This is a genomic window from Bacillus sp. FSL K6-2944 (assembly GCF_038005385.1).
GTDB classification, from domain to species: Bacteria; Bacillota; Bacilli; order Bacillales; family Bacillaceae_G; genus Bacillus_A; species Bacillus_A cereus.
The window spans coordinates 1,885,801-1,905,209 of record NZ_JBBOTE010000001.1; the positions used below are offsets into that span (position 1 = coordinate 1,885,801).

Here is a 19,409-nt window from a genome sequence, read left to right on the forward strand (position 1 = left end):
GGCTACTTAATAAACCGACCTTTCTAACTTTCGGGGGCACAGTCTAGTTGAAGTGCTACAAGCAACAAATTTACTACTTTAAAGTTAAGTGTTTAACCTTGAAGTACTGAAATTCTTTTTTTCCAGACAAAGCATACATTATATCTTGATGCTTTATTGTCCTCTTATAATTATGTGGTATCGGGAATTTGTTTCGTTGTTCTTTTATTATAATTATGATTACTATAAGTGATAAAGCTACAGGTATAAAAACGATTAACAAAGCATCTTACTATTTATGAAATTCTTTGTTAATCGTTTCTCTTCTCCCTAATCTCCTGCGAGACTATATTTTTTTATTAAAATTTTCCATATCTTATTTGATTTATTCTGTAACACCAGATTGGGTTACTTTTACATCAGCTGTTACACGAAAACGTAAATGTTTATAGGATTCTTCCCATTCTTGACTGTTCCATTTTCTTACGTGAGTTCTACCAAGCTTTCTAAGTCCTATAGGATCTGTGTCTTTTTTAATAAATCTCTTTATCAATGTAGTTGCTTTTTTTTCTATTTCTTTTTCCATAATTTTTTCTAATTTTTTTATTTCTTTAGGATTATCTAGATTTTTTGTTTTTGTAAATTCTTGAATTTCAGCTTTAACTTGAATATGAGCATTTACGAATGGATGCTTACTATTCCCCTCCATCTTATATTTTGTTCTAGCTTTTATATTCTCTATCGTGGCGTAAGTATTTGAGGAACCAGGTAGTTTGAATTGGTATGTACCTTGTTTAAAATTATCTGTCAACAATTTAAATACAAATAAATCTTTAGGGTTTACTTTATCAACCATTTTACATCTTTTAAAAAGTGCTATTCCATCTAACTCCAACACATTACCTTTTTTAGATATTATCGGTAAATATGAATCTCTCGCATCATCATTAAGTTGGTTTAAAAACATAAAAAAATTTGTTTTTGGCTGCGTTCCATTATCCATATTTTGCTCCAGTAAAGAGGATAGATAGGAAGCAATTTCTTTTTCTTCAGAATAATTCCCCTTTAATAGTGATTCCCCTTTTACATTTGTAATTGCTAAATAAATTGCATTTCCTACACTAGGATTTCGGTTCAAAGTCTCTAAAATTTCCTGCATTCCCTTATCAATTATTTTTTCATTAAATATAATAACACGCAATTCCCCCAACTCTAGAGGTCCAGAAGATTTTTCGGATGCTCTTGCAAGAACTTCTCTACCAGTCTGGCCTGATGCTGAATAGATTTTCGTTTCACCTTCCCCGCCTCCTTTATAAGCTGAAATCGCAAAGGTTCCTTTTAGCTTACCTTTTGCTTCGGTATCATATGCCGCAACTTGAACTAAGTCAATGTCATCCACAATTTTCGTTTTAGCACAACCTATTAAGAAGACACTTACTATAAGGAAAAGTATCCATCGCTTCATGTTTATCTCCTTAACTTTATTTTGGCGGTTTGAATTAGCCATAATATAGGTAGGTATACATATATATATACAAAGCCAATTTGACCTGTCCAAGTATTTAATAAGTTAATTTTATTACGGTTATTCAAGAAAAATGATAAAACAAAGATGAACAGGATGATAACTGGCAAAACATATTTTTGCTTTATTCCCAGTGCCTCTTTTATACCACGACTTACTCCCCATAATGTAAAGGAAACATTGGGTAATATAAAAAAAGCCCAAACAGAAACAATAATGTATTCAAACCGCTCTATAAAGGGAAATTGTATAATTTTAATCATGCTTAAATATGCCCATATCGCGCTCGCTAGTTGTTTTTCACTAAAAAACGCAAGAGTTAAAATCATAAGGTATGTGTAGACAATAGTCGTTACTAAATTTGCATAGTGCGCATATTTTTGAGACGTTCTTGCCTTTTTAATAAATGGGTAGTATAACAATAACATTTCAAATCCAAAAAAACTAAACATATTTCCTTTCATTCCTTTCATAATTTCTAGGAATGAATGCTGTGCAATTGGAAATAAATTTTGGAAATCTGCATACTGCAAAGGATAAAAAAATGTGAAGATTAGAATGCTTGGGATAACGATTCCAAAGAAGCCGATTCCAGCAACTACACGAAATCCTCCAGTCACAATGTAATAACATAGACCCAAAAAAGCCCCTGCTATAATCCAAGATGAAATGGAAGGAAACATCCAAACATGTACTACTTCGATATAGGTATGTAGTGTTGTTGCACCTAACAATACAATATAAGATAAAAAAATGAAGTTGAACAATCCACCAATCCATTTTCCAAGTACGTCTTGATTGATTGCAATGATATCTCCATTACCCTGATTTAAAATCTGATATATGATCCAAATCATAAGATTAACAGATATTCCAAAAAGCAGCGTGCTAATCCACGCATCATTTCCAACTAATTTTGCACTAATCCTTTCAAAACCAAGCATACCAACCCCCATCTGTATAGTAATAATTAAAAAAAACACCATATATGGAGAGACTTGATACTCAATTGGGATCTGTTTCATAATGCTCCTCCCTGTTAATTTCAATCATCAAAATCATTTCGTGATTTAATTTTATTTTTCTCTACCTCTTCTGGATTAAAACGAAAACGCTGTTTAGATCTTGAAAAAATAGGACGTCGAAACATCGCTGAGATCGGCAAACGGATAATGCTGTCTTTCCAATCTGTAGGGCGTGTAGGATAAAAAGGAAACAAATAAGGACGTCTTAATGATTCTGTACGTAATAAACGTGCTAAAAGCAAAGAGCTTGTTAAAACAATTCCTAATAAACCCAACAGGTGTGCAGATATTATAAAAGGAAAACGAATTACTCGAATTGTATTACCAATTCGATATATTGGTGCTGTAAATGAGCTAAGAGCTGAAAGTGCAACAATAATAATAAGTACATTACTTGTAAGACTTGCCTCTACAGATGCCTGTCCAATTACAATACCACCTACTATACCGACAGTTAGACCCACTTTAGTTGGTAAACGTGCCCCCGCTTCTCTCAGTAATTCAATCGTTATTTCTAAAAAAAGCGCTTCAATTAATGGAGGAAAAGGTACTTTACTTCTCGATATGATTAACGTTTCAAGAAGTTCTTTTGGAATAAGCTCGTAATGATATGTTAAGATTGCAACATATAATGGAGTCGTTAAGACAGAAAACATAAAAGCAAAAAGCCTTAATAGACGAAAAAAAGAGGCAATAATCCAAGGCATGGTGTAATCTTCTGTCGTAGAAAAAAAGTCAATTAATGTTGTTGGAAGAGTGATTGCATAAGGTGAGCCATCTACAAAAAGTGCAATTTTCCCTTCTGCCAATACAGCTGCTACACGGTCTGGTCGTTCTGTATTCAAAAATTGAGGAAATATAGAATTCGGGTTGTCTGCAATTAACTGCATCAAATACGTGCTATCCAAAACGTGGTCTGTTTTTATTAGACTCACCCTTTTTATAATTTCTTGTAGATTTTGATCATTTACAATTCCCTCAATATATACAATCGCAACGGTTGTGTTAGATAGAGAGCCTACTTTCAATTCCTTCATTTGTAAATAAGGTGTTGGAAGCTTTCTACGTACTAAATTTAAGTTTACATCTAAATCTTCAACAAACGCGATTTGTGGACCCACGATATTGTATTCAATTTCAGCTTTTGTAATATCTCTTTTTTCTTTCTTTGCCACATTGATTAACAAGCCATTTAATTTATCTGTATCGAACTGAATAAGTATATAGCCGTTTAAAATACTATCCTGAATATCTTCCATTTGATTTGTTATTTTTGAATTTTCAAAGGGTAAGACAGACCGAATATCTTGTAATGAATCGAAGCTCTTCTCTTTTATATAAGTTAAAACCTCTTCATGAAATATATTTACATCGATTAAGGTTCTAAAATATGAAATGACTATAGAGGATTTGTTTGAAGCGATCTCCAACGTTATAAAATCTTTAGATTTTTTTAGTAATTGCATTAATTCCTGCAAAGATTTTATAGAGTGAACAGGTACTTTTTCATGTGGTTTCAATTGATAATACCCTTCCTTTCAAAAAGAACCTATATATAGTTTTTAGAAATTTCTATTTTAAAAATGAGGGATATTTATATGTCAATATGCTCCTTAAAAATAATGCCTTTTTAACTAACTTAACCAAAATTAGTTAAAAAATGTATTACAAGTAAAAATTTGAAATGTCTCCAAGAAAAATTACAATATTAAAAACATCCTTTCTTTTGGTTCTAAAGAAAGGATGTTTTTATAACAGGCTTTTTCAAGTGGCTATTCTATAGGGGACATTTACCAGTGTTCTTCTCTTTATTATTTCATTAAGTAACATTGGCATTACATTCTGTATGGTTTCTTAAAAAATTTCAGTAAGAGAATATCTTAATTTTGAAGTGTACAAATAGGGAGAGTGACTTCAACTGTAGTCCCCTTATTCATTTCACTCTTAATAAATATCTTTCCCTGATGTGTTTCAATGATTTTATAACAGATCATTAATCCTAAGCCAATCCCCTCTTCTTTAATACTATAAAAAGGTTCTCCGAGGTATGGTATACGTTCTTTTGGAATCCCACACCCTTGATCGATAAAACGAATGCTTACTTGATTATTATCAAGTATATTTATTTGAATCAGAATTTCCCCTCCCATCGGCATAGATTCAATTGCATTTTTTAATATATTAACAAATACTTGTTTTAATTGATTTCCTTCACATGAAATCAATGGAATACCAGGGTTAAGATCGATTCTAAATTTTATATTATGCATCATTGCTTGAGGTTGTAGTAGCATTACAACTTGATCCATTAGCACACTAATGTTATTAGGTTGCATTTTTACTACCTGTGGTTTGGCTACCGCCATAAATTCAGTTGTTATGCTCTCTATACGCTCAATCTCTGATGATACTATATTAATATAACCCTGATTATTCTCATTTTCCGTTGATTTTAGTAATTGCATGAACCCTTTCATTGCAGTTAATGGATTATTAATCTCATGAGCCATTACAGTCGCTAATTGTCCTACAACAGCAAGTTTTTCAGATTTTCGTAATAATTCTTCTGTTTTTAGCCGTTCAGTGATATCACGAGAAATACTTAGAAAAACTTTTTTACCATTTAAGTTAAAAACACGAACACTAAACTCAGTTGTTATTACTTTTCCTGTTGGGAAAACATATTCATCTTGCAAAGTGAAGGAAGTTTGTCCTTTTTTAATTTTTTCTAATAACCTTACGATTATTTGAGAATCTTGTGGTACTATATTTGAAAATGATAATGAGAGCAACTCTTCTCTACTATATCCAAATCTTCTACACCCAACAGGGTTTACCTCAATAAATCGACTTGGAGCATTATCTTCATTCAGCTCTACTACATATACCGCATCAGTTGCTTGTTCGATTAGTGCACGGTACTTCATTTCACTATCTCTTAATTGCTGGTGTAATCGATGCCGTTCTCTTTCTGCTTGTTTTCTTTCAGAGATGTCTCTACATATTGCTGATAAAGCTATCACATTTCCTCTTACATCTAGTATAGGAGAAACTGTCAGACTGATATCAAGAAGACTCCCATCACTCCGTTGTCTAACAGTTTCTAATCTAGTAACCACCGATTCTCCTGTTAGAATTTTCTGAATATTTTCGAGCGATTCTTCCATTAAAAAATCCGGTACACAAGGTAATCTCTTACCTATGATTTCTTGTGATGACCACCCAAATATCTTTTCATAAGCTTTATTGGCTTGTAAAATATGCCCTTCTCGATCAGAAATGGTAATAGCATCTAGATTATGCTTTATAAATGATTCTAATAATTCTTTGGTAGCGCTTAATTCTGATTCTACCTTTTTCCTTTCGGTTATATCAACTGTAGAACCAACAACTTCAATAACTTGTCCATTTCGTTTAATTGGCCTAAGCGCAATAAGAATAATAGTTTTATCATTTGGCCAAGGTAATTCAAATATAATTTCTTTTCCTTCCCATGCCTGGAGATAGTACTTCATCAATTGTGGAACTAAATGTGGAGGAATAATAGAAGCATCAATAGTACGTAAGCTTTTTCCTACCACCTGTTCAGAATAAAATCCGTTTTGATAATAAAACTGTCCATCACATAAAGTGTGTATAAAGTGCTTATCCACTTTTTTAAATTTAAAAATTCCTCCTTGAAGCTCATGTACGGTATCTGTAAGTTCTTGCTTCGATTTTTTTAATTCTCGATTCATTTTAGATAAGTCCTGTGTTAAATAATACAATCTCTGGTAGGCTTCCATAAGAAATAGCCCAATTAAAAGTCCTAACGCTATATATAATAGGCCTCCTGTGTAAAGTAATGTAGTATTAAATAATACGCCAACTAACCACTTTATTCCAATAAAAACAGAAAAATATAACGATGCACTTTTAAAAGGATGTAGTTTTTTAAAATAAGTTTTAAAAGTAGAAAATAGAATCCCCATACATAAATAAGCAATCACAGGAGGTTCCCAATACTCTCCAATGTAAAAAATACGCATTAATATTATGCTAATTAGCGTAATCCAACCAGCAATACGACCAAAGTAAATAAAAGATAGAATAAGAGGAACAACTCGAAGATCGTAGGAAAATCCCATGTATGGAAAAGAAAAGAACATTAACGTAACTGCAATAATCCCTCCATAGAGCTTTTCGAAATATCGACTAGAATTAATTGTAAACACTTGAATAAATATTGCTGCGCTAACTAATAAAGAAAAAATAGAAAGGTTGATGAAATAATCTTTAATAATCATGTAATGTCCCTCCTTGCATTAAGTGTATTCGACAAAAAAGCTAAAAATCCTACAAATTGTATAAACAGTTCAAATGCATAAATTTTAAACTAGGATAAAATCTGGAAAAGTAAATAAGGAACACAGCAGATGGGATATTTTAATGAAAAATAGTTCAAAAAAGATAATAGTAACCGTTGACTACTATTATCTTTTTTCTTTAAGTTATCGTAATACGTATGAAACTCTAAGGGACGTGGTATGTCATTTCATCAAACAATGATTATATACTGAGTCATGAATATAGAAATTTCAGCAGTAATTTTTGAAAAATAACATAAAAAACAAAACTATCTTTGAAAATGGAAAAAATCTATATGAATGTCAACTAATCTATGTACAAAAACGTTCACTTAATTTTGCATAAAATCACTCCACTTAGGAAGCTAAGTAGTTCTTCAAGGTCGATAAGAACACCTGTAGATGCTTCAGGATAACTACATAATTGTATGGGTAATGTACTTGAAACCTTTCGGTAAAACCATACACATAATGCAAGTAACGCCTTGGTTCAATATTTACTTTTTCTTGAGCTAAGTATTCTAGGACATAAGGAGAAATATACCATTACAATTTTTCAATTAACTTGTTGTCTAGTTTATTGTCCAGCTCCAATTACTTCGTTACTTTCAGATTCAGTTCATTATATTTTGTACTTTGTCTTTATACACAACATATTCTTTACCATCCACTACTGCTACTACCGCAAATTCATCATTTGGATTGAATGAAAGCCAATCAGCCCACATGTTAGTATTAGCCCCTCCACTCCACATATTATGAACAGTGTTTTTAGTTAAATTCATAACTTTATAAGACGCATTTGGCGCATTTGTTCCAGTCTTTATTTCAAAAGTGTATGCGTTATGAATCTTTTTATAAAAGTAGAAAACGTTTGATGGACGAAGCTGATTCAAAAAATCCTGTTCTTTTTTCTCTGCAATTTTTATCCCTTCTTGCAAAGTGACAACATCTGTTTTTAATGTTTTCCAACTGTTTTTCGCTGCATTCAAGCTAGGGGTTAAGAATTTATATTTATTTTGATCAGCTTTTTGATCAGCTTTATCAATATGTCCCAGTACACCCGAATATTGAGAATCTAAATCCTCCCATTGCGTAGACATATAGGTAAGAGCAGTGATAGCACTATCAAGCATACTATGCATATCACTAATATTATGAAATGCAACTCCAACTACACGATTCAATGTTATTTTATAATCTACAGTCTGACGCAATTTTGCTAATTCAGGTTCTAGCCAACCTAACTTACCTCTTGCATCACCTATCATTATGCCACCAGCAATCAAGGTTGGAATAAAGGGGATTTTCACCATGTCTAACCCCTTAGATTCTATATCTTTCTGATATTTTACTTGTCCTAAAAGGTCCTCTAGACGTTTTTGGTCAGCCTCCACATCGGCACCTTGGTTTTTTAAAATCGATTGCAATGTCTCTTTATGACTTCCAAATGTTCTAACATCTTCTCCAATAGCATTTTTTAATTGCATTAATTCTTCTATTAATGCTTTTGCAGACTTTTGATTTTGTTGAATTCCTCCCTGTAAATCTGTAATCCCTTTTTTTAAAGTATCTCCATTTCCAGTATTGATCGCCTCTACTAATGTTTCATAATAATTTTCAAATTTTGTATCGTATTCTATAATGCCTGTCAATGTATCTAAAAGCTGTTTTTTTACTTGTGTATTCCATGTAACAGCATGTGCTCTTGCATTCTTTTGATCTTGTACAATTTTACTAGGTAAATCTGCATTTCCATTAATAGTTATTCCTTCAAAACTCACATCTGGATTATGAATTAGCAAATAAGAATATTCATTCATAGCTTTTGCAAATAAACCAGCATCTTGCAAAGCTTTTTTCATCTGTTCTTCATTTGCTGAAAGAGACATATTTTCAGTGTTCGTTTGTTCAATTTCAATTGCAAAAGTTTCTAGTGGTATGACTACATAAGTAGTTGTTATAGTTAAAAACGCTGATATAGCGAGTAGTTTATTAGGGATTTTTTTCATCATTTCGTATTCCTCCTATATAAGGTATGGTTTCAAGTTCTAATCTTATTAAAAAGCGATGTCTTTCAAAATGAGTTCTACATCTTTTATCAGTATCGTTTGAACTTTCTTTAGCAGCCTTCAAATCATTAAGTATTAAAGAAAATGTATATAATCTACTTCAAATTAACCGATTCTGTTGCAAATTTTAAAAAAGCAATTAAACTACAAGGTTATTTTTTATTCGAATCATACTTATATATAATTGAAAGGCGAAGTCTTTAATGAGACTCCGCCTTTCTGTTATATAAGGATTTATTAATTATTACTTTTCTGTTTAACAGTGTAATCATAGACTTTCCATGTTTTAGTTCACTTTACAACAGAATTAATATTTCCCTCTTTTTGTGGAGTAACAGTTTCCACTTTTAATTCCTTTATTCCTTCTTTTAATGTAACAGCATCTGTTCGTAATGTTTTCCAACTGTCTTTCGCTGCATTTAAATTAGGTTTTAAGAATTTAAATTTATTTTGATCGGCTTTTTGAGCTGCATTCTCAATATGCCCTAGAACGCCCGAATATTGAGAATCTAAATCATGCCACTGCGTGGACATATAAGTAAGAGCGTTAATGGCATCATCAAGCGCCTTGTGCATTTCATTAATATTACTGTAAGCAACTCCAACTACACGATTTAAGGTTACTTTATAATCCACGGTCTGACGTAATTCTGCTAATAAAGGCTCTAACTTACCTAAATTATCCCTTGCTACTCCCACTATAATACCGCCAATTATTGGTAGACCCAAAATAGCACCCTTCATTACATTAAACCCATCAGATTCTAATTGTTTATAATAGTTTACTGATCCTAATACTTCTTCTAGACGCTTTTGATCGGCATCAACATCTGCACCTTGATTTTTTAAAATTGACTGCAAGAGCTCTTTATTACTTCCAAATGCTCTAACATCGTGTCCAATAGAGTCTCTTAATTTAGTTAATTCTTCTATTAGTTGTTGTGCATACTTTTGATTTTGTTGAATTTCACCTCGTAAATCTGTAATCCCTTCTTTTAAAGTTTCTCCATCCCCTGTATTAATCGCCTCAATCATTGTTTCATAATAATTATCAAATGTTGTATCATATTCAACAATACCATTCAATGTATCTAAAAGCTGTTTTTTTACTTTCGTATCCCAAGTAACGGCATGTGCCCTTGCATTCTTTTGATCTTGTACGATTCTACCAGGTAAATCTACATATCCATTAATGGTAATTCCCTCAAAATTCACATCAGGATTCTTAATTAACATATAAGAATAGGCATTCATAGATTTTGCAAATAATCCAGCCTTTTGCAAGGTCTCTTTCATTCTCGCTTCATTTGCAGAAAGAGCCGTATCTCCATTATTCGTTTGTTCAATTTCACTTGCAAAAGTTGTTACTGGTGAAACTACATTAGCAGTTGTAATAGTTAATAGCGTCGATACAGCGAGTAATTTGTAAGGGATTTTTTTTATCATTTCATTTTCCTCCAATTTAGGTGTTAAATTTCAGTTCTACTCCTGTTTAAAAGCAATATCTTTTGAAATGAATTCTGCATCTTTATGAATATCATTCCAACTTTCTTTAGCGGCTTTTAAATCATCTGGTATTAAAGAGAATTTGTGGTCTTGCATAGAATCGATATTATCCAGTAAATCTGTATAATTTGCGCCCATTGTATTCCATTGCTTTTGAATATTTGTTAGAGACAATATCGCTTGATCTACAGTCTGATATAAATATGCCAATGTTTCTTTCGCGTTAGTAAGCGAAAGAACTGCTTGATTAGCACGATCTGCTTTCATACTTAATTCTCCGATTTTATTAGAAATTTCATTATAGGAGTCCATATGCTTAGATGCTGTGACACCAGCCGCAGTTCCTAGACCGATACCAGCTGCACCAAGAGCCGAGAGTCCACCAACAACAGCCGGTGTTGCTGTACCGCCAGTTACAACAATAACTACCGCTCCTCCAATAGCTGCAATAACTAAAATAGCTGCTCCCAATCCACCACCAATTGACCATGCTAATACATCATCAAAATGTTTTTTCTGAGTAGAACGAAGTTGCTCAATTTCAGCTTGAAGTTGTGGAATCGTTGCCTGTTGACCTGCTAATATTGCAGTTAATCCACCTTTCCCATCTGGACCACCAACATTATTTTTAAAATCTGTAGAATTTTGATATAGTTTCCCTTTGAAGTCTTGTAGCATCTTAATCACATCTGTAACTTCTTTTGAATTTGTATTGATTGTAGTAATTAAATCATTTATACCCTCTTTTAGACCTGCCTTATCTTTCTTTTGTACAGTTTCTACTAATGTGTCGTAATAATTTTGAAATTGTTCATCGTAATTTACAATATTACGAGCAGTTTTTTGAATCTGTGGCTTCGCTGTATCTAACCAGTAATTCGCATTGATTCGTGACAGCTCTTGATTAAGGTGAATATTTTTGAGCAACTCTCCCCCCTCTGAGCCTAAATCGATATTAGATAAATTTACATTTGGTTGCTTAATCATTGTTTTTGCGTATAAATCCATTACTAGAATATGAGACCCTGTTTCAGCTAATGCTTTCTTCAGTCCTTCGGGGCCTAATGCATAATTGCCTACTTTTTGTTCTTGAGCGGTCGTTTCTTGTGCAAATGCATGAATAGTGTTACCGGTAGTAGCAGTTATAACAGTTGCTAATGTAGCTAAAGTTAGTACTTTGAATGGAAATTTTTTCATGACTATTCTCCTTCTTTCGCTAAATGCTTATAATCTTTATGAATTCCGAAAAAACGCAATATTAAAATTTATATACTTGTTCTTCAAGGTAACTTATTACATTTTTTAATTGTCTTAATGTATCTTTTTGAGACTGCTCGCTAGTTGTATCAACATTAGTAGATAATTTTGTAATGCTATTTTTTATTAGATTTAAATCTTCTTTATAGCGCTTTAGTAGATCAAGTTCTACATCTACTTGATTTGCAAACGTATGCAAATCATTTTGTGTAAGAAGAAGCATTGATTTTTGTAAATCAGCTATTGATAATTTCGTTGTTAAATCATATATTTTTTGATTTTGTTTCTCTAAATCATCTAAATATGCTCGCTGTTCTGCTGTTAATTTATTTACTTCAGCAAAAACGCCAAATGTTTTCTTAATCTTTTCGGTATCAATGACCTTCATCAGGTCATACTCTTGTGTTTTTGCTGCGGCTGCGGCTGCTATTTCACCTTGTTTGCTTTTCTCAATTGCTTCACGAGCTGCTTTTTTTGCTGATTCAATCTCTAGAGCAGTTTTACCTTGTTCTGTCGCTTCTTGCGCCGCTTTTTTCTCCGCTTCTAAAATAGAGTTGTTAATTTCTTTTCCTTTGTTATACGCTGCCACCCCTGCTTGAGCAGCCGGTTCAATAATTTCTTTTGAAAGACTATAAACTTCTTTGAATATAGCAAATCCCTGTTCATTTAAAGCCCCTGGTATTAATGCAATTTGCTGTAAATCATTTTGAATTGCTTTTTTGGTATTTAATATTTCATTTTTTAACTGATCTATTTTTCCTGTTCCATCTGTACTTAGTATGCCTTGCGCAGTTGCCACATTGGTATCAAAATCTTTTAATTTTTTATCAAGCTGTAATTTAAGATCTGTTAATTCATTGATTTGCCGTTGCGTATTTTCTTGATTCGTCATAGCCATTTCTTGAAGTACTTCAAGTCTATCCGAAAACCCTTCTCTATCTTCTTTATTGTCTACAAACGATTTTAATGTCGGGTAATAGCTATTAAATTTTGTTACAAATCCTTTGCTTTTTGAATTTAATAGAATTAACTGTGGATAGAGTTCCGATGACCATTCCTTCATATCTTGTTTGATTAGGAATTGATTTGTATTTAAAGCTGTGACTTCCTCTAACTGTACATTAGGACTCATTAAAGATTGATCAATATACGTTTGGATTAATTTAGATTGCGCACCTAATTTTCGTAATGAAGAGGAAATATCCATGCCTTCCTGTTGAGTTTCCGCTTGAACGATTGGTGTTGCGAGAGTATTGATAGGAATATTCCCTCCAGTTACAATGGATGTGACTAATAATCCTGTAATTATTTTAGTTTTCATTCCGTACACTCCTTTACCATTGTTTTTATAACTTAATTCATATAACTTGTACGACCTCTCTCTTTGTAAACTGGTTAAGAAGGAGAAATCTTTCAGATAGGATAATATCGTTATTTTTTACTTCTAATAGGATGTAAGGATTTTACTTACTTCTCACTTCGATACTTTATTTTTTCAAATATAAATAACAAAAATTTATTAACTATATTTGAATCAAGCACCCTATGAATAGTAAATGAGTAATTCTTCCCTAGAATTGCGGTTTAACTTACAGAACTGCGAGAATCAATAAACCAATGCTTACAGTTAATCTTGTCATAACATTGTTTAATTTAAATTTAATAATATTACTCTTAGTTTTATCAGCAAGCTCCTTACTAGACTACAAAAGGTGAAATTATACTGTACATCGCTTATACTTTTATTGCGGAATAACTTCACTTTTGTTATGCAGAAACTTAGAACAGGTTTATTACAAATTTGATTCTTGACCTCTTGTAAATAAATTCACTATTTATAAAATTATTAACGACATAATGTTACTTACAACTTCACTATAATTCCTATTAGCGTAACCTTATCCTTTCTGTCTGGTCATACCAGTTATGTTGTTCATTAAAACATTAAATTTTTAATGCGTAAATAGAAAAATTTTGTCGATTACGATCGATAATTTACTGTTAAATAAAAATATGAACCGAAAAAAATTATATAAATATAGTTATTCGTAAATTTCATTTCTGTAATTGTAATGATTACAAATTAATGTGTATACGGTTAAAAATAACTATTTTAGCTCAACCAAGAAATTTTATTTTAGAAAAAATACTTATAGAATAATATAATAGGTCTTTTTATACTTTTTTACCTTTATTTAGTTATGTATAATTGCATAAAATGTAGATATATTTAGTAATATATGTTATATTGTTGATTTTTTCACAAAACATCCTAGTATCATTATTAACAAATATTCAGTATGAAGATATTAGTCTATAAACTTATCATCGTTATAAACATAGGTTTTAAATTACAAAAAAGCTGCAAAGCTTACTTGAAACACTTTGCAGCCTTCTGTCTTTTTGTTTTCTTTAGCAAAATAATGGTTAGTGTATTTTCATTTTTTGGGATACTTATACCCATGTTTAAGTCTTTACATTGAAGACAGCAGATAACAAGCTTATATTACTGTATATTTTTCACGGTACTGCCTAGGAGTCATACTAGTGATTTTTTTGAAAACTCTTATAAAATAACTTTGGTCATTAAAGTTAAGCCACGCACAGATATCTGATAACGAATAAGTAGTGAGTGTTAATAATTTTTTTGCTTCTTCCACTCTTTCCCTTTGAATATATTCGCTTAAAGTAATTCCCATTTCTTTTTTAAATAGTTTAGACAGATAAGTAGGCGTAATTTCTAAATGATTAGCAAGTTCATTCAGAGATATTCCATCGTAAACATTTTTATTAATATGTTTTATACATGTAGTAACCGCGTAAGAATACTTTTTTGCATTGTATTCTTTCACACGATCTGCAAAGGTACGTAAAGCGTCCCCTGATAATCGCTTTACAGATTCTACATTATCTAATTGTTCTAGGGTTTGTATATATAAAATACTATGGGCAAAAGCAATATCTGGTGGCAGGTTTCCTTCTATTGCATATCGAGTGGCTAAGGTAATCGCAATAATTCCAAGGTTTTTTTGATTCCTGAGCGGATCCTCTATTAGCATAAGTTCAACATCTTCTTGCGAAACCGCATACATATACTGTATTAACTTTTTTTTATTTCCTTCTTTAATAGTCGAAAAGAAATCATTTACTAATGCCATATTGTGCGTTTTAGGTTTGTTTTGTCGGCGTTTTAAAATATATAAATCCGGTTTCACAATTTTATTAGGAACTTCCTCTAGTACTTTATTTTTTTCCAAGACAATATCTACATCTAACTTTTCATTGAAAATCATGTAATGTAATAAAATTCCCATATCAATTAATGTAGTTTTTTTAATCTCAGATAAACACTGATAATAGGCAAGTCTTTCTTGAATGTTATCATTTGATTTAAATTCTTTCTGAAATTTTATGATCATATCATCTGAATCTTTTGAATGTATAGTAGGACCGATTATAATAGTCCCTTTAATATCATCATGATTTTCTATATGAATTAGAACAAAATTTTCAAGATAGTTGTTACTTCGGAAAAGTGGCAAGTTAAAGGGATCGTTTTCTTGATAAATATCAGTAAGATGTTCTTCTTTTGAAGAATAAAAAGGACTACAAACATTATCAGATGTAGAATGATATAAAATTTTTCTGTCTGCAGATAAAATATGTACAGGGGCATTAAATGCTTTATGTGCAAGATCACACAAGTGTTGTATATCGATAGAAGTATTCATTACATTCTCCTTTATAGATCTATAAAATATATTCTGTTATATATAATTCACGACAAATAATACTATAAAATATCAAATTAGTACAATTCACAACAAAATATTACTATATCTTTTTTATAAAAATCATATATTATTTAATTGTAGTTAGCATCTAAATATCAGAGTAGATAAGATAAGTAAAGGAAATAAGCTAAGTTCTTTTCTTAATTCTACAAGATATAATTATTGAACTTGAGAAAACAGTGAAATACTACAAAATACAGTGGTAGTCAATGCGAGGACCAAGCTGGAAAAAGATTTAAAATAAAGCGAAAGTAACAGGAGATACTGTACCACCGCAAGAAATAACAGTCAAAGTTCCAATTCAATCACTTATACAAATTGAATTCAAAAAAATAAATACTGCTAATTTAAATATGAAACTGAAAAACTATTCTGCTCCAAATTTTAAAAAAAGATAATAAAGAAGTTGTGAAATTGGAAACAGATGAAAGCGATACGGCTATTTTTGAAGCACTATGCTTTGAAAAATACAAGGTGGAGGAAATTCAAGTACTCAACTAAACATTTAATTGAGAGAAAGGTCTTTTCATCAACTAAAAATAAAAAAACGAATGGGATTTTCAAAAAAATGACACTATATTACTGGTCGCAACATTAGCTTACTTTCCACAAAAGAGGAAAATATATATAGACTTTACAAATACTAAAAATAGCAAACTAGATGGTTTTAGTACCGCATCACATAAAGTGAAACTTTAATCAGTGGGTGTTTTGTTCATCCCCACTGATTATTAGCCCACACCAATCGGGCTTTTACGGGCAAATAGCGAGATAAACTTATTATTAATTTCCAAATACAATAGTTGTTAATCAACCAAAAACTTCAATAACCAAGGTGCACAGTAAATTGACATCAAAACAATTCTTACTACAATATCAAGTTTTGCTTATTCTATAAAAAAAGAAATATCACTTAAAAACTATTCCTTTATATCGATTTAGACATAAAACATTTTATTATATCGGCTTAAGTATTATGGAATTAAAATTGCAAATAACACCAAAACTCTTTAAAGGGTTCATACATCGCTCGTATCGAATTTATCACCTTCCAATACCTACGTCATTAACATAACTAAAAAACATCATTACAAAAGAATCTGAGAGGTTTTTTCAATTTCGAAATTTATTTTTTTGTAAATTAAAGGAAAAATAATCCGTATATATACGGATTATTTTCTTAGTGTAGTCTGTATTGACCTGTTAACTGTTTTTCAGCCATTCAAACTAAGCGTTTTGTAATCTCTCCACCGATCCGAACCATTTGCAGATGATGTGATGTATCAGGTCCCCGTGTGACCCCTAGTTCAAAAGCACTTTCATACTTCATTTGCTCAATAGTACTTGTAGTAGCAGAAATAAGAATTTCATTTGTATTACTTTCGTATCTTTGAATATTTATAAATAACATGTACCTAATTATGCTATTTACGCATGAATAACCTAATTTATTCCAGTATTTTTATAGGAACCCTTTCCCTCCCCTTATTTCACCAATTAAATTTGAAACACAAATGTACATTGCATTTCAATATAACAATAAAAGCTACAAAAGCAACGAATTTACTATTTTAAAGTTAAGTGTTTAACCTTTAAGTACTTAAATTCTTTTTTCCAGATAAAGCATACATTATATCTTGATGTTTTATTGTCCTCTTATAATTATGTGGTATCGGGAATTTATTTCGGTGTTCTTTTATTATAATTAAAGTTTGAAGTTCTATGCTCAATACTTTTGCGAGGACATGATAGTTATATCCATTATTTAACAGAGAAATTATGTCATAAAACATAGTTTTTCCACCCACTAATTTTACTAATTTATTCTTTAACTCATCCCTTTTTTCTTTAGCTTCATCAATTTCTAACAACATAGATTTTTTATTTGTCTGCTTAATGTATTGAGTATACAACTCTGGGAATTCTTTTTGTACTTCTTTGTTTAATACTGGTTTATATTTAATCATGTAAGTAACTTGTAACAATGAGCGTTTTAACAAACTATCTTCAATGAGATACGCTACTTTATTAAATAAATGTACATATTCCTCAATATTGGAATAACTATTAAAATGAGCTAATACTCTACTTTTTATACTAAAAGCCTTGCCTACATAAATAATATTGTCATTATAGTCTTTAATGAAATAAATACCACTGTCAGATTTTTTCAATTTATTATCCAATTCTTCTATACTCATAAAATGCAATTCACTCATACTTCTCTCTCCTTAGCAGTTTTAAATCGTAAAAAACAAGCAAGGTTTCTAAAAAAGTACTTAGCTGCCCTAGCATCTCTTATTTTATCTCTTGCTAAATGTCAAAAAACTGCTTCTATGTTACTCAACTATCAATATGATTATTAATAAAATTTTCGATCGTTATTATCTCGCAATTTTATCATGTAATTTCGAGATCGTTTCCTCATTTAAATTACTGTATTTTATCGAATAAAGGAAATATACTACTACCCCAATAGTAATCCAAATACTAAAGTACACCCATGTCCTTAACGGTAAATTTAGCATTAAAAACACACAGCATACAATTGCAACGCATGGTAATACAGGTACAAAAGGTACCATAAATCCACGTTTTAAATTTGGATGTGATTTACGAAGGATAATAACTGATAGACAAACTAACGCAAACGTCACCAAACTACCGATATTAACTAAATTAACTAATTCTTTCAAATCAATAAACCCAGCTATTATAGAGCTCCCTATTCCTGCTAATCCAGTTATAAAAGTGGGTGCTCCAGTTTTCTTATTAACTTTCGCAAATGATTTCGGTAACAATCCATCACGACTCATTGCAAAAAATACTCGTGTTGCCGCATACATATTGGAAAAAATAACAGCCATAAGGCCAATTACAGCACCTGCAGCAATTGCACCAGCGACTTTTCCTTGTCCTACAACTTCCATTACATAAGCCATTGCCTCAGGAACATTTAATTCTTTATAGGAAACCATTCCTGTCATAACAAGGCATACCATAACATAAATAATTGTACATATGATTAATGATGCAATAATACCGATGGGAAGATTACGTTTCGGATCTTTTACTTCTTCTGCTGAAGTTGCTAATATATCAAAACCCGTAAAAGCGAATAAAATAGCTGCTCCACCCGTAAAAACTCCACTTAAACCGTATGGTGCAATTGGTATCCAGTTCATTGGTTTTACATAGAATATACCAACCGTAATAAACAACAAAATCATTCCAATTTTAATCAATACCATTATATTATTGATTCGTTTACTTTCTCTCGTACCACGAGATAACATCCATGCCAATATCAATGTAATAATTACTGCTGGTAGATTCACAATACCACCATGCGAAGGAATCGTTACTAGAGCTTTAGGTATCTCTAATCCAAATCCCTTTATTAAATTGTGGAAATAGCCTGTCCATCCAGCAGCGACAGCTGCTGTTGCCACGATATATATTAACAGCAATGACCAACCTACTAGATGAGCAACAAACTCACCAATTGTTGCATATGAGTACGTATATACACTACCAGACGCCGGGAGTGTAGAAGCAATTTCCGCGTAACATAATGCTATAAATCCACATATAATTGCTGCAAGTATAAATGAAAAAACAACTGCTGGACCAGCATTTGTTGCTGCTACTAATCCAGTTAACACAAGAACACCCGTTCCAACTATCGAGCCTACCCCTAACATAATTAAATCAAATGCTCCTAATGTTTTCGTTAAAGTCTTGCTTTGATTATGCTCTAACAATTGTGTAACGGATTTCTTTTTTAGTAAATTACTCATATTTTCTGTATCCCCTTTAAAATAAGGTTTGTTCTTCTCGTTAGTGTTGTATATAAATTTACTTAGTCATTAACTAGCCTCATAATATTTCTTTTACATTAAATA

At 31.4% G+C, this 19,409-nt stretch carries 13 protein-coding genes and 1 pseudogene; 1 reads left to right on the forward strand and 13 read right to left on the reverse strand.

Going from position 1 to position 19,409, the window contains the following annotated elements:
• Positions 1–84: 84 nt before the first annotated feature.
• From MHH55_RS09600 to MHH55_RS09645, 10 genes and pseudogenes are all read right to left on the reverse strand, one after another.
• Positions 85–217 (reverse strand): annotated as a pseudogene (locus MHH55_RS09600) (excinuclease ABC subunit C); the annotation flags it as partial.
• A 147-nt stretch (positions 218–364) separates the two neighbouring features.
• Entirely contained in the window at positions 365–1,444 is a 1,080-nt protein-coding gene (locus tag MHH55_RS09605) for a Ger(x)C family spore germination protein (protein ID WP_340880635.1), read from the reverse strand.
• Between the two features lie 2 nt (positions 1,445–1,446).
• The gene (locus MHH55_RS09610; protein WP_000809697.1) at positions 1,447–2,529 is read right to left on the reverse strand and encodes a GerAB/ArcD/ProY family transporter; all 1,083 of its coding nucleotides are present in this window, start codon (positions 2,527–2,529) and stop codon (positions 1,447–1,449) included.
• Positions 2,530–2,549: 20 nt separating this feature from the next.
• Positions 2,550–4,049, reverse strand: coding sequence for a spore germination protein (locus MHH55_RS09615; protein WP_000802295.1), 1,500 nt, complete (start codon positions 4,047–4,049; stop codon positions 2,550–2,552).
• A gap of 360 nt (positions 4,050–4,409) precedes the next feature.
• Entirely contained in the window at positions 4,410–6,815 is a 2,406-nt protein-coding gene (locus MHH55_RS09620; RefSeq protein WP_078186774.1) for a PAS domain S-box protein, read from the reverse strand.
• A 674-nt stretch (positions 6,816–7,489) separates the two neighbouring features.
• Positions 7,490–8,890 carry a hemolysin BL regulatory component HblB gene (hblB, locus tag MHH55_RS09625; RefSeq protein WP_078186773.1) on the reverse strand — a complete coding sequence of 467 codons (1,401 nt, stop codon included), beginning with the start codon at positions 8,888–8,890 and terminating at the stop codon, positions 7,490–7,492.
• Positions 8,891–9,238: 348 nt separating this feature from the next.
• Complete coding sequence (gene hblA, locus MHH55_RS09630; RefSeq protein WP_078186772.1) at positions 9,239–10,393, reverse strand: hemolysin BL binding component B; 1,155 nt, start codon at positions 10,391–10,393, stop codon at positions 9,239–9,241.
• A gap of 36 nt (positions 10,394–10,429) precedes the next feature.
• Positions 10,430–11,650, reverse strand: a complete 1,221-nt coding sequence (hblD, locus tag MHH55_RS09635; protein WP_000714435.1) for a hemolytic enterotoxin HBL lytic component L1 — start codon at positions 11,648–11,650, stop codon at positions 10,430–10,432.
• 61 nt (positions 11,651–11,711) lie between these two features.
• Positions 11,712–13,031 carry a hemolytic enterotoxin HBL lytic component L2 gene (hblC, locus tag MHH55_RS09640; protein ID WP_078186771.1) on the reverse strand — a complete coding sequence of 440 codons (1,320 nt, stop codon included), beginning with the start codon at positions 13,029–13,031 and terminating at the stop codon, positions 11,712–11,714.
• Between the two features lie 1,180 nt (positions 13,032–14,211).
• Complete coding sequence (locus MHH55_RS09645; protein WP_001097917.1) at positions 14,212–15,441, reverse strand: helix-turn-helix domain-containing protein; 1,230 nt, start codon at positions 15,439–15,441, stop codon at positions 14,212–14,214.
• A gap of 435 nt (positions 15,442–15,876) precedes the next feature.
• On the opposite strand from MHH55_RS09645, the gene MHH55_RS09650 reads away from it, so the two are divergent.
• Complete coding sequence (locus MHH55_RS09650) at positions 15,877–16,005, forward strand: hypothetical protein (protein ID WP_003288606.1); 129 nt, start codon at positions 15,877–15,879, stop codon at positions 16,003–16,005.
• 721 nt (positions 16,006–16,726) lie between these two features.
• Here the strand turns inward: MHH55_RS09650 and MHH55_RS09655 are convergent.
• The 3 genes from MHH55_RS09655 to MHH55_RS09665 form a co-directional block, all read right to left on the reverse strand.
• The gene (locus tag MHH55_RS09655) at positions 16,727–16,915 is read right to left on the reverse strand and encodes a small, acid-soluble spore protein, alpha/beta type (RefSeq protein WP_000897408.1); all 189 of its coding nucleotides are present in this window, start codon (positions 16,913–16,915) and stop codon (positions 16,727–16,729) included.
• Positions 16,916–17,096: 181 nt separating this feature from the next.
• Positions 17,097–17,723 carry an excinuclease ABC subunit C gene (locus tag MHH55_RS09660; RefSeq protein ID WP_001292161.1) on the reverse strand — a complete coding sequence of 209 codons (627 nt, stop codon included), beginning with the start codon at positions 17,721–17,723 and terminating at the stop codon, positions 17,097–17,099.
• Between the two features lie 165 nt (positions 17,724–17,888).
• Positions 17,889–19,304 carry an amino acid permease gene (locus MHH55_RS09665; protein WP_000067463.1) on the reverse strand — a complete coding sequence of 472 codons (1,416 nt, stop codon included), beginning with the start codon at positions 19,302–19,304 and terminating at the stop codon, positions 17,889–17,891.
• Positions 19,305–19,409 lie beyond the last annotated feature (105 nt).

Coding starts and splice junctions, on each gene's coding strand:
- MHH55_RS09610 (WP_000809697.1), bottom strand. CDS start 2,529: ATGAAACAGATCCCAATTGAGTATCAAGTCTCTCCATATATGGTGTTT.
- hblD (WP_000714435.1), bottom strand. CDS start 11,650: ATGAAAAAATTTCCATTCAAAGTACTAACTTTAGCTACATTAGCAACT.
- hblB (WP_078186773.1), bottom strand. CDS start 8,890: ATGATGAAAAAAATCCCTAATAAACTACTCGCTATATCAGCGTTTTTA.
- hblA (WP_078186772.1), bottom strand. CDS start 10,393: ATGATAAAAAAAATCCCTTACAAATTACTCGCTGTATCGACGCTATTA.
- MHH55_RS09605 (WP_340880635.1), bottom strand. CDS start 1,444: ATGAAGCGATGGATACTTTTCCTTATAGTAAGTGTCTTCTTAATAGGT.
- hblC (WP_078186771.1), bottom strand. CDS start 13,031: ATGAAAACTAAAATAATTACAGGATTATTAGTCACATCCATTGTAACT.
- MHH55_RS09645 (WP_001097917.1), bottom strand. CDS start 15,441: ATGAATACTTCTATCGATATACAACACTTGTGTGATCTTGCACATAAA.
- MHH55_RS09655 (WP_000897408.1), bottom strand. CDS start 16,915: ATGTTATTTATAAATATTCAAAGATACGAAAGTAATACAAATGAAATT.
- MHH55_RS09620 (WP_078186774.1), bottom strand. CDS start 6,815: ATGATTATTAAAGATTATTTCATCAACCTTTCTATTTTTTCTTTATTA.
- MHH55_RS09665 (WP_000067463.1), bottom strand. CDS start 19,304: ATGAGTAATTTACTAAAAAAGAAATCCGTTACACAATTGTTAGAGCAT.
- MHH55_RS09660 (WP_001292161.1), bottom strand. CDS start 17,723: ATGAGTGAATTGCATTTTATGAGTATAGAAGAATTGGATAATAAATTG.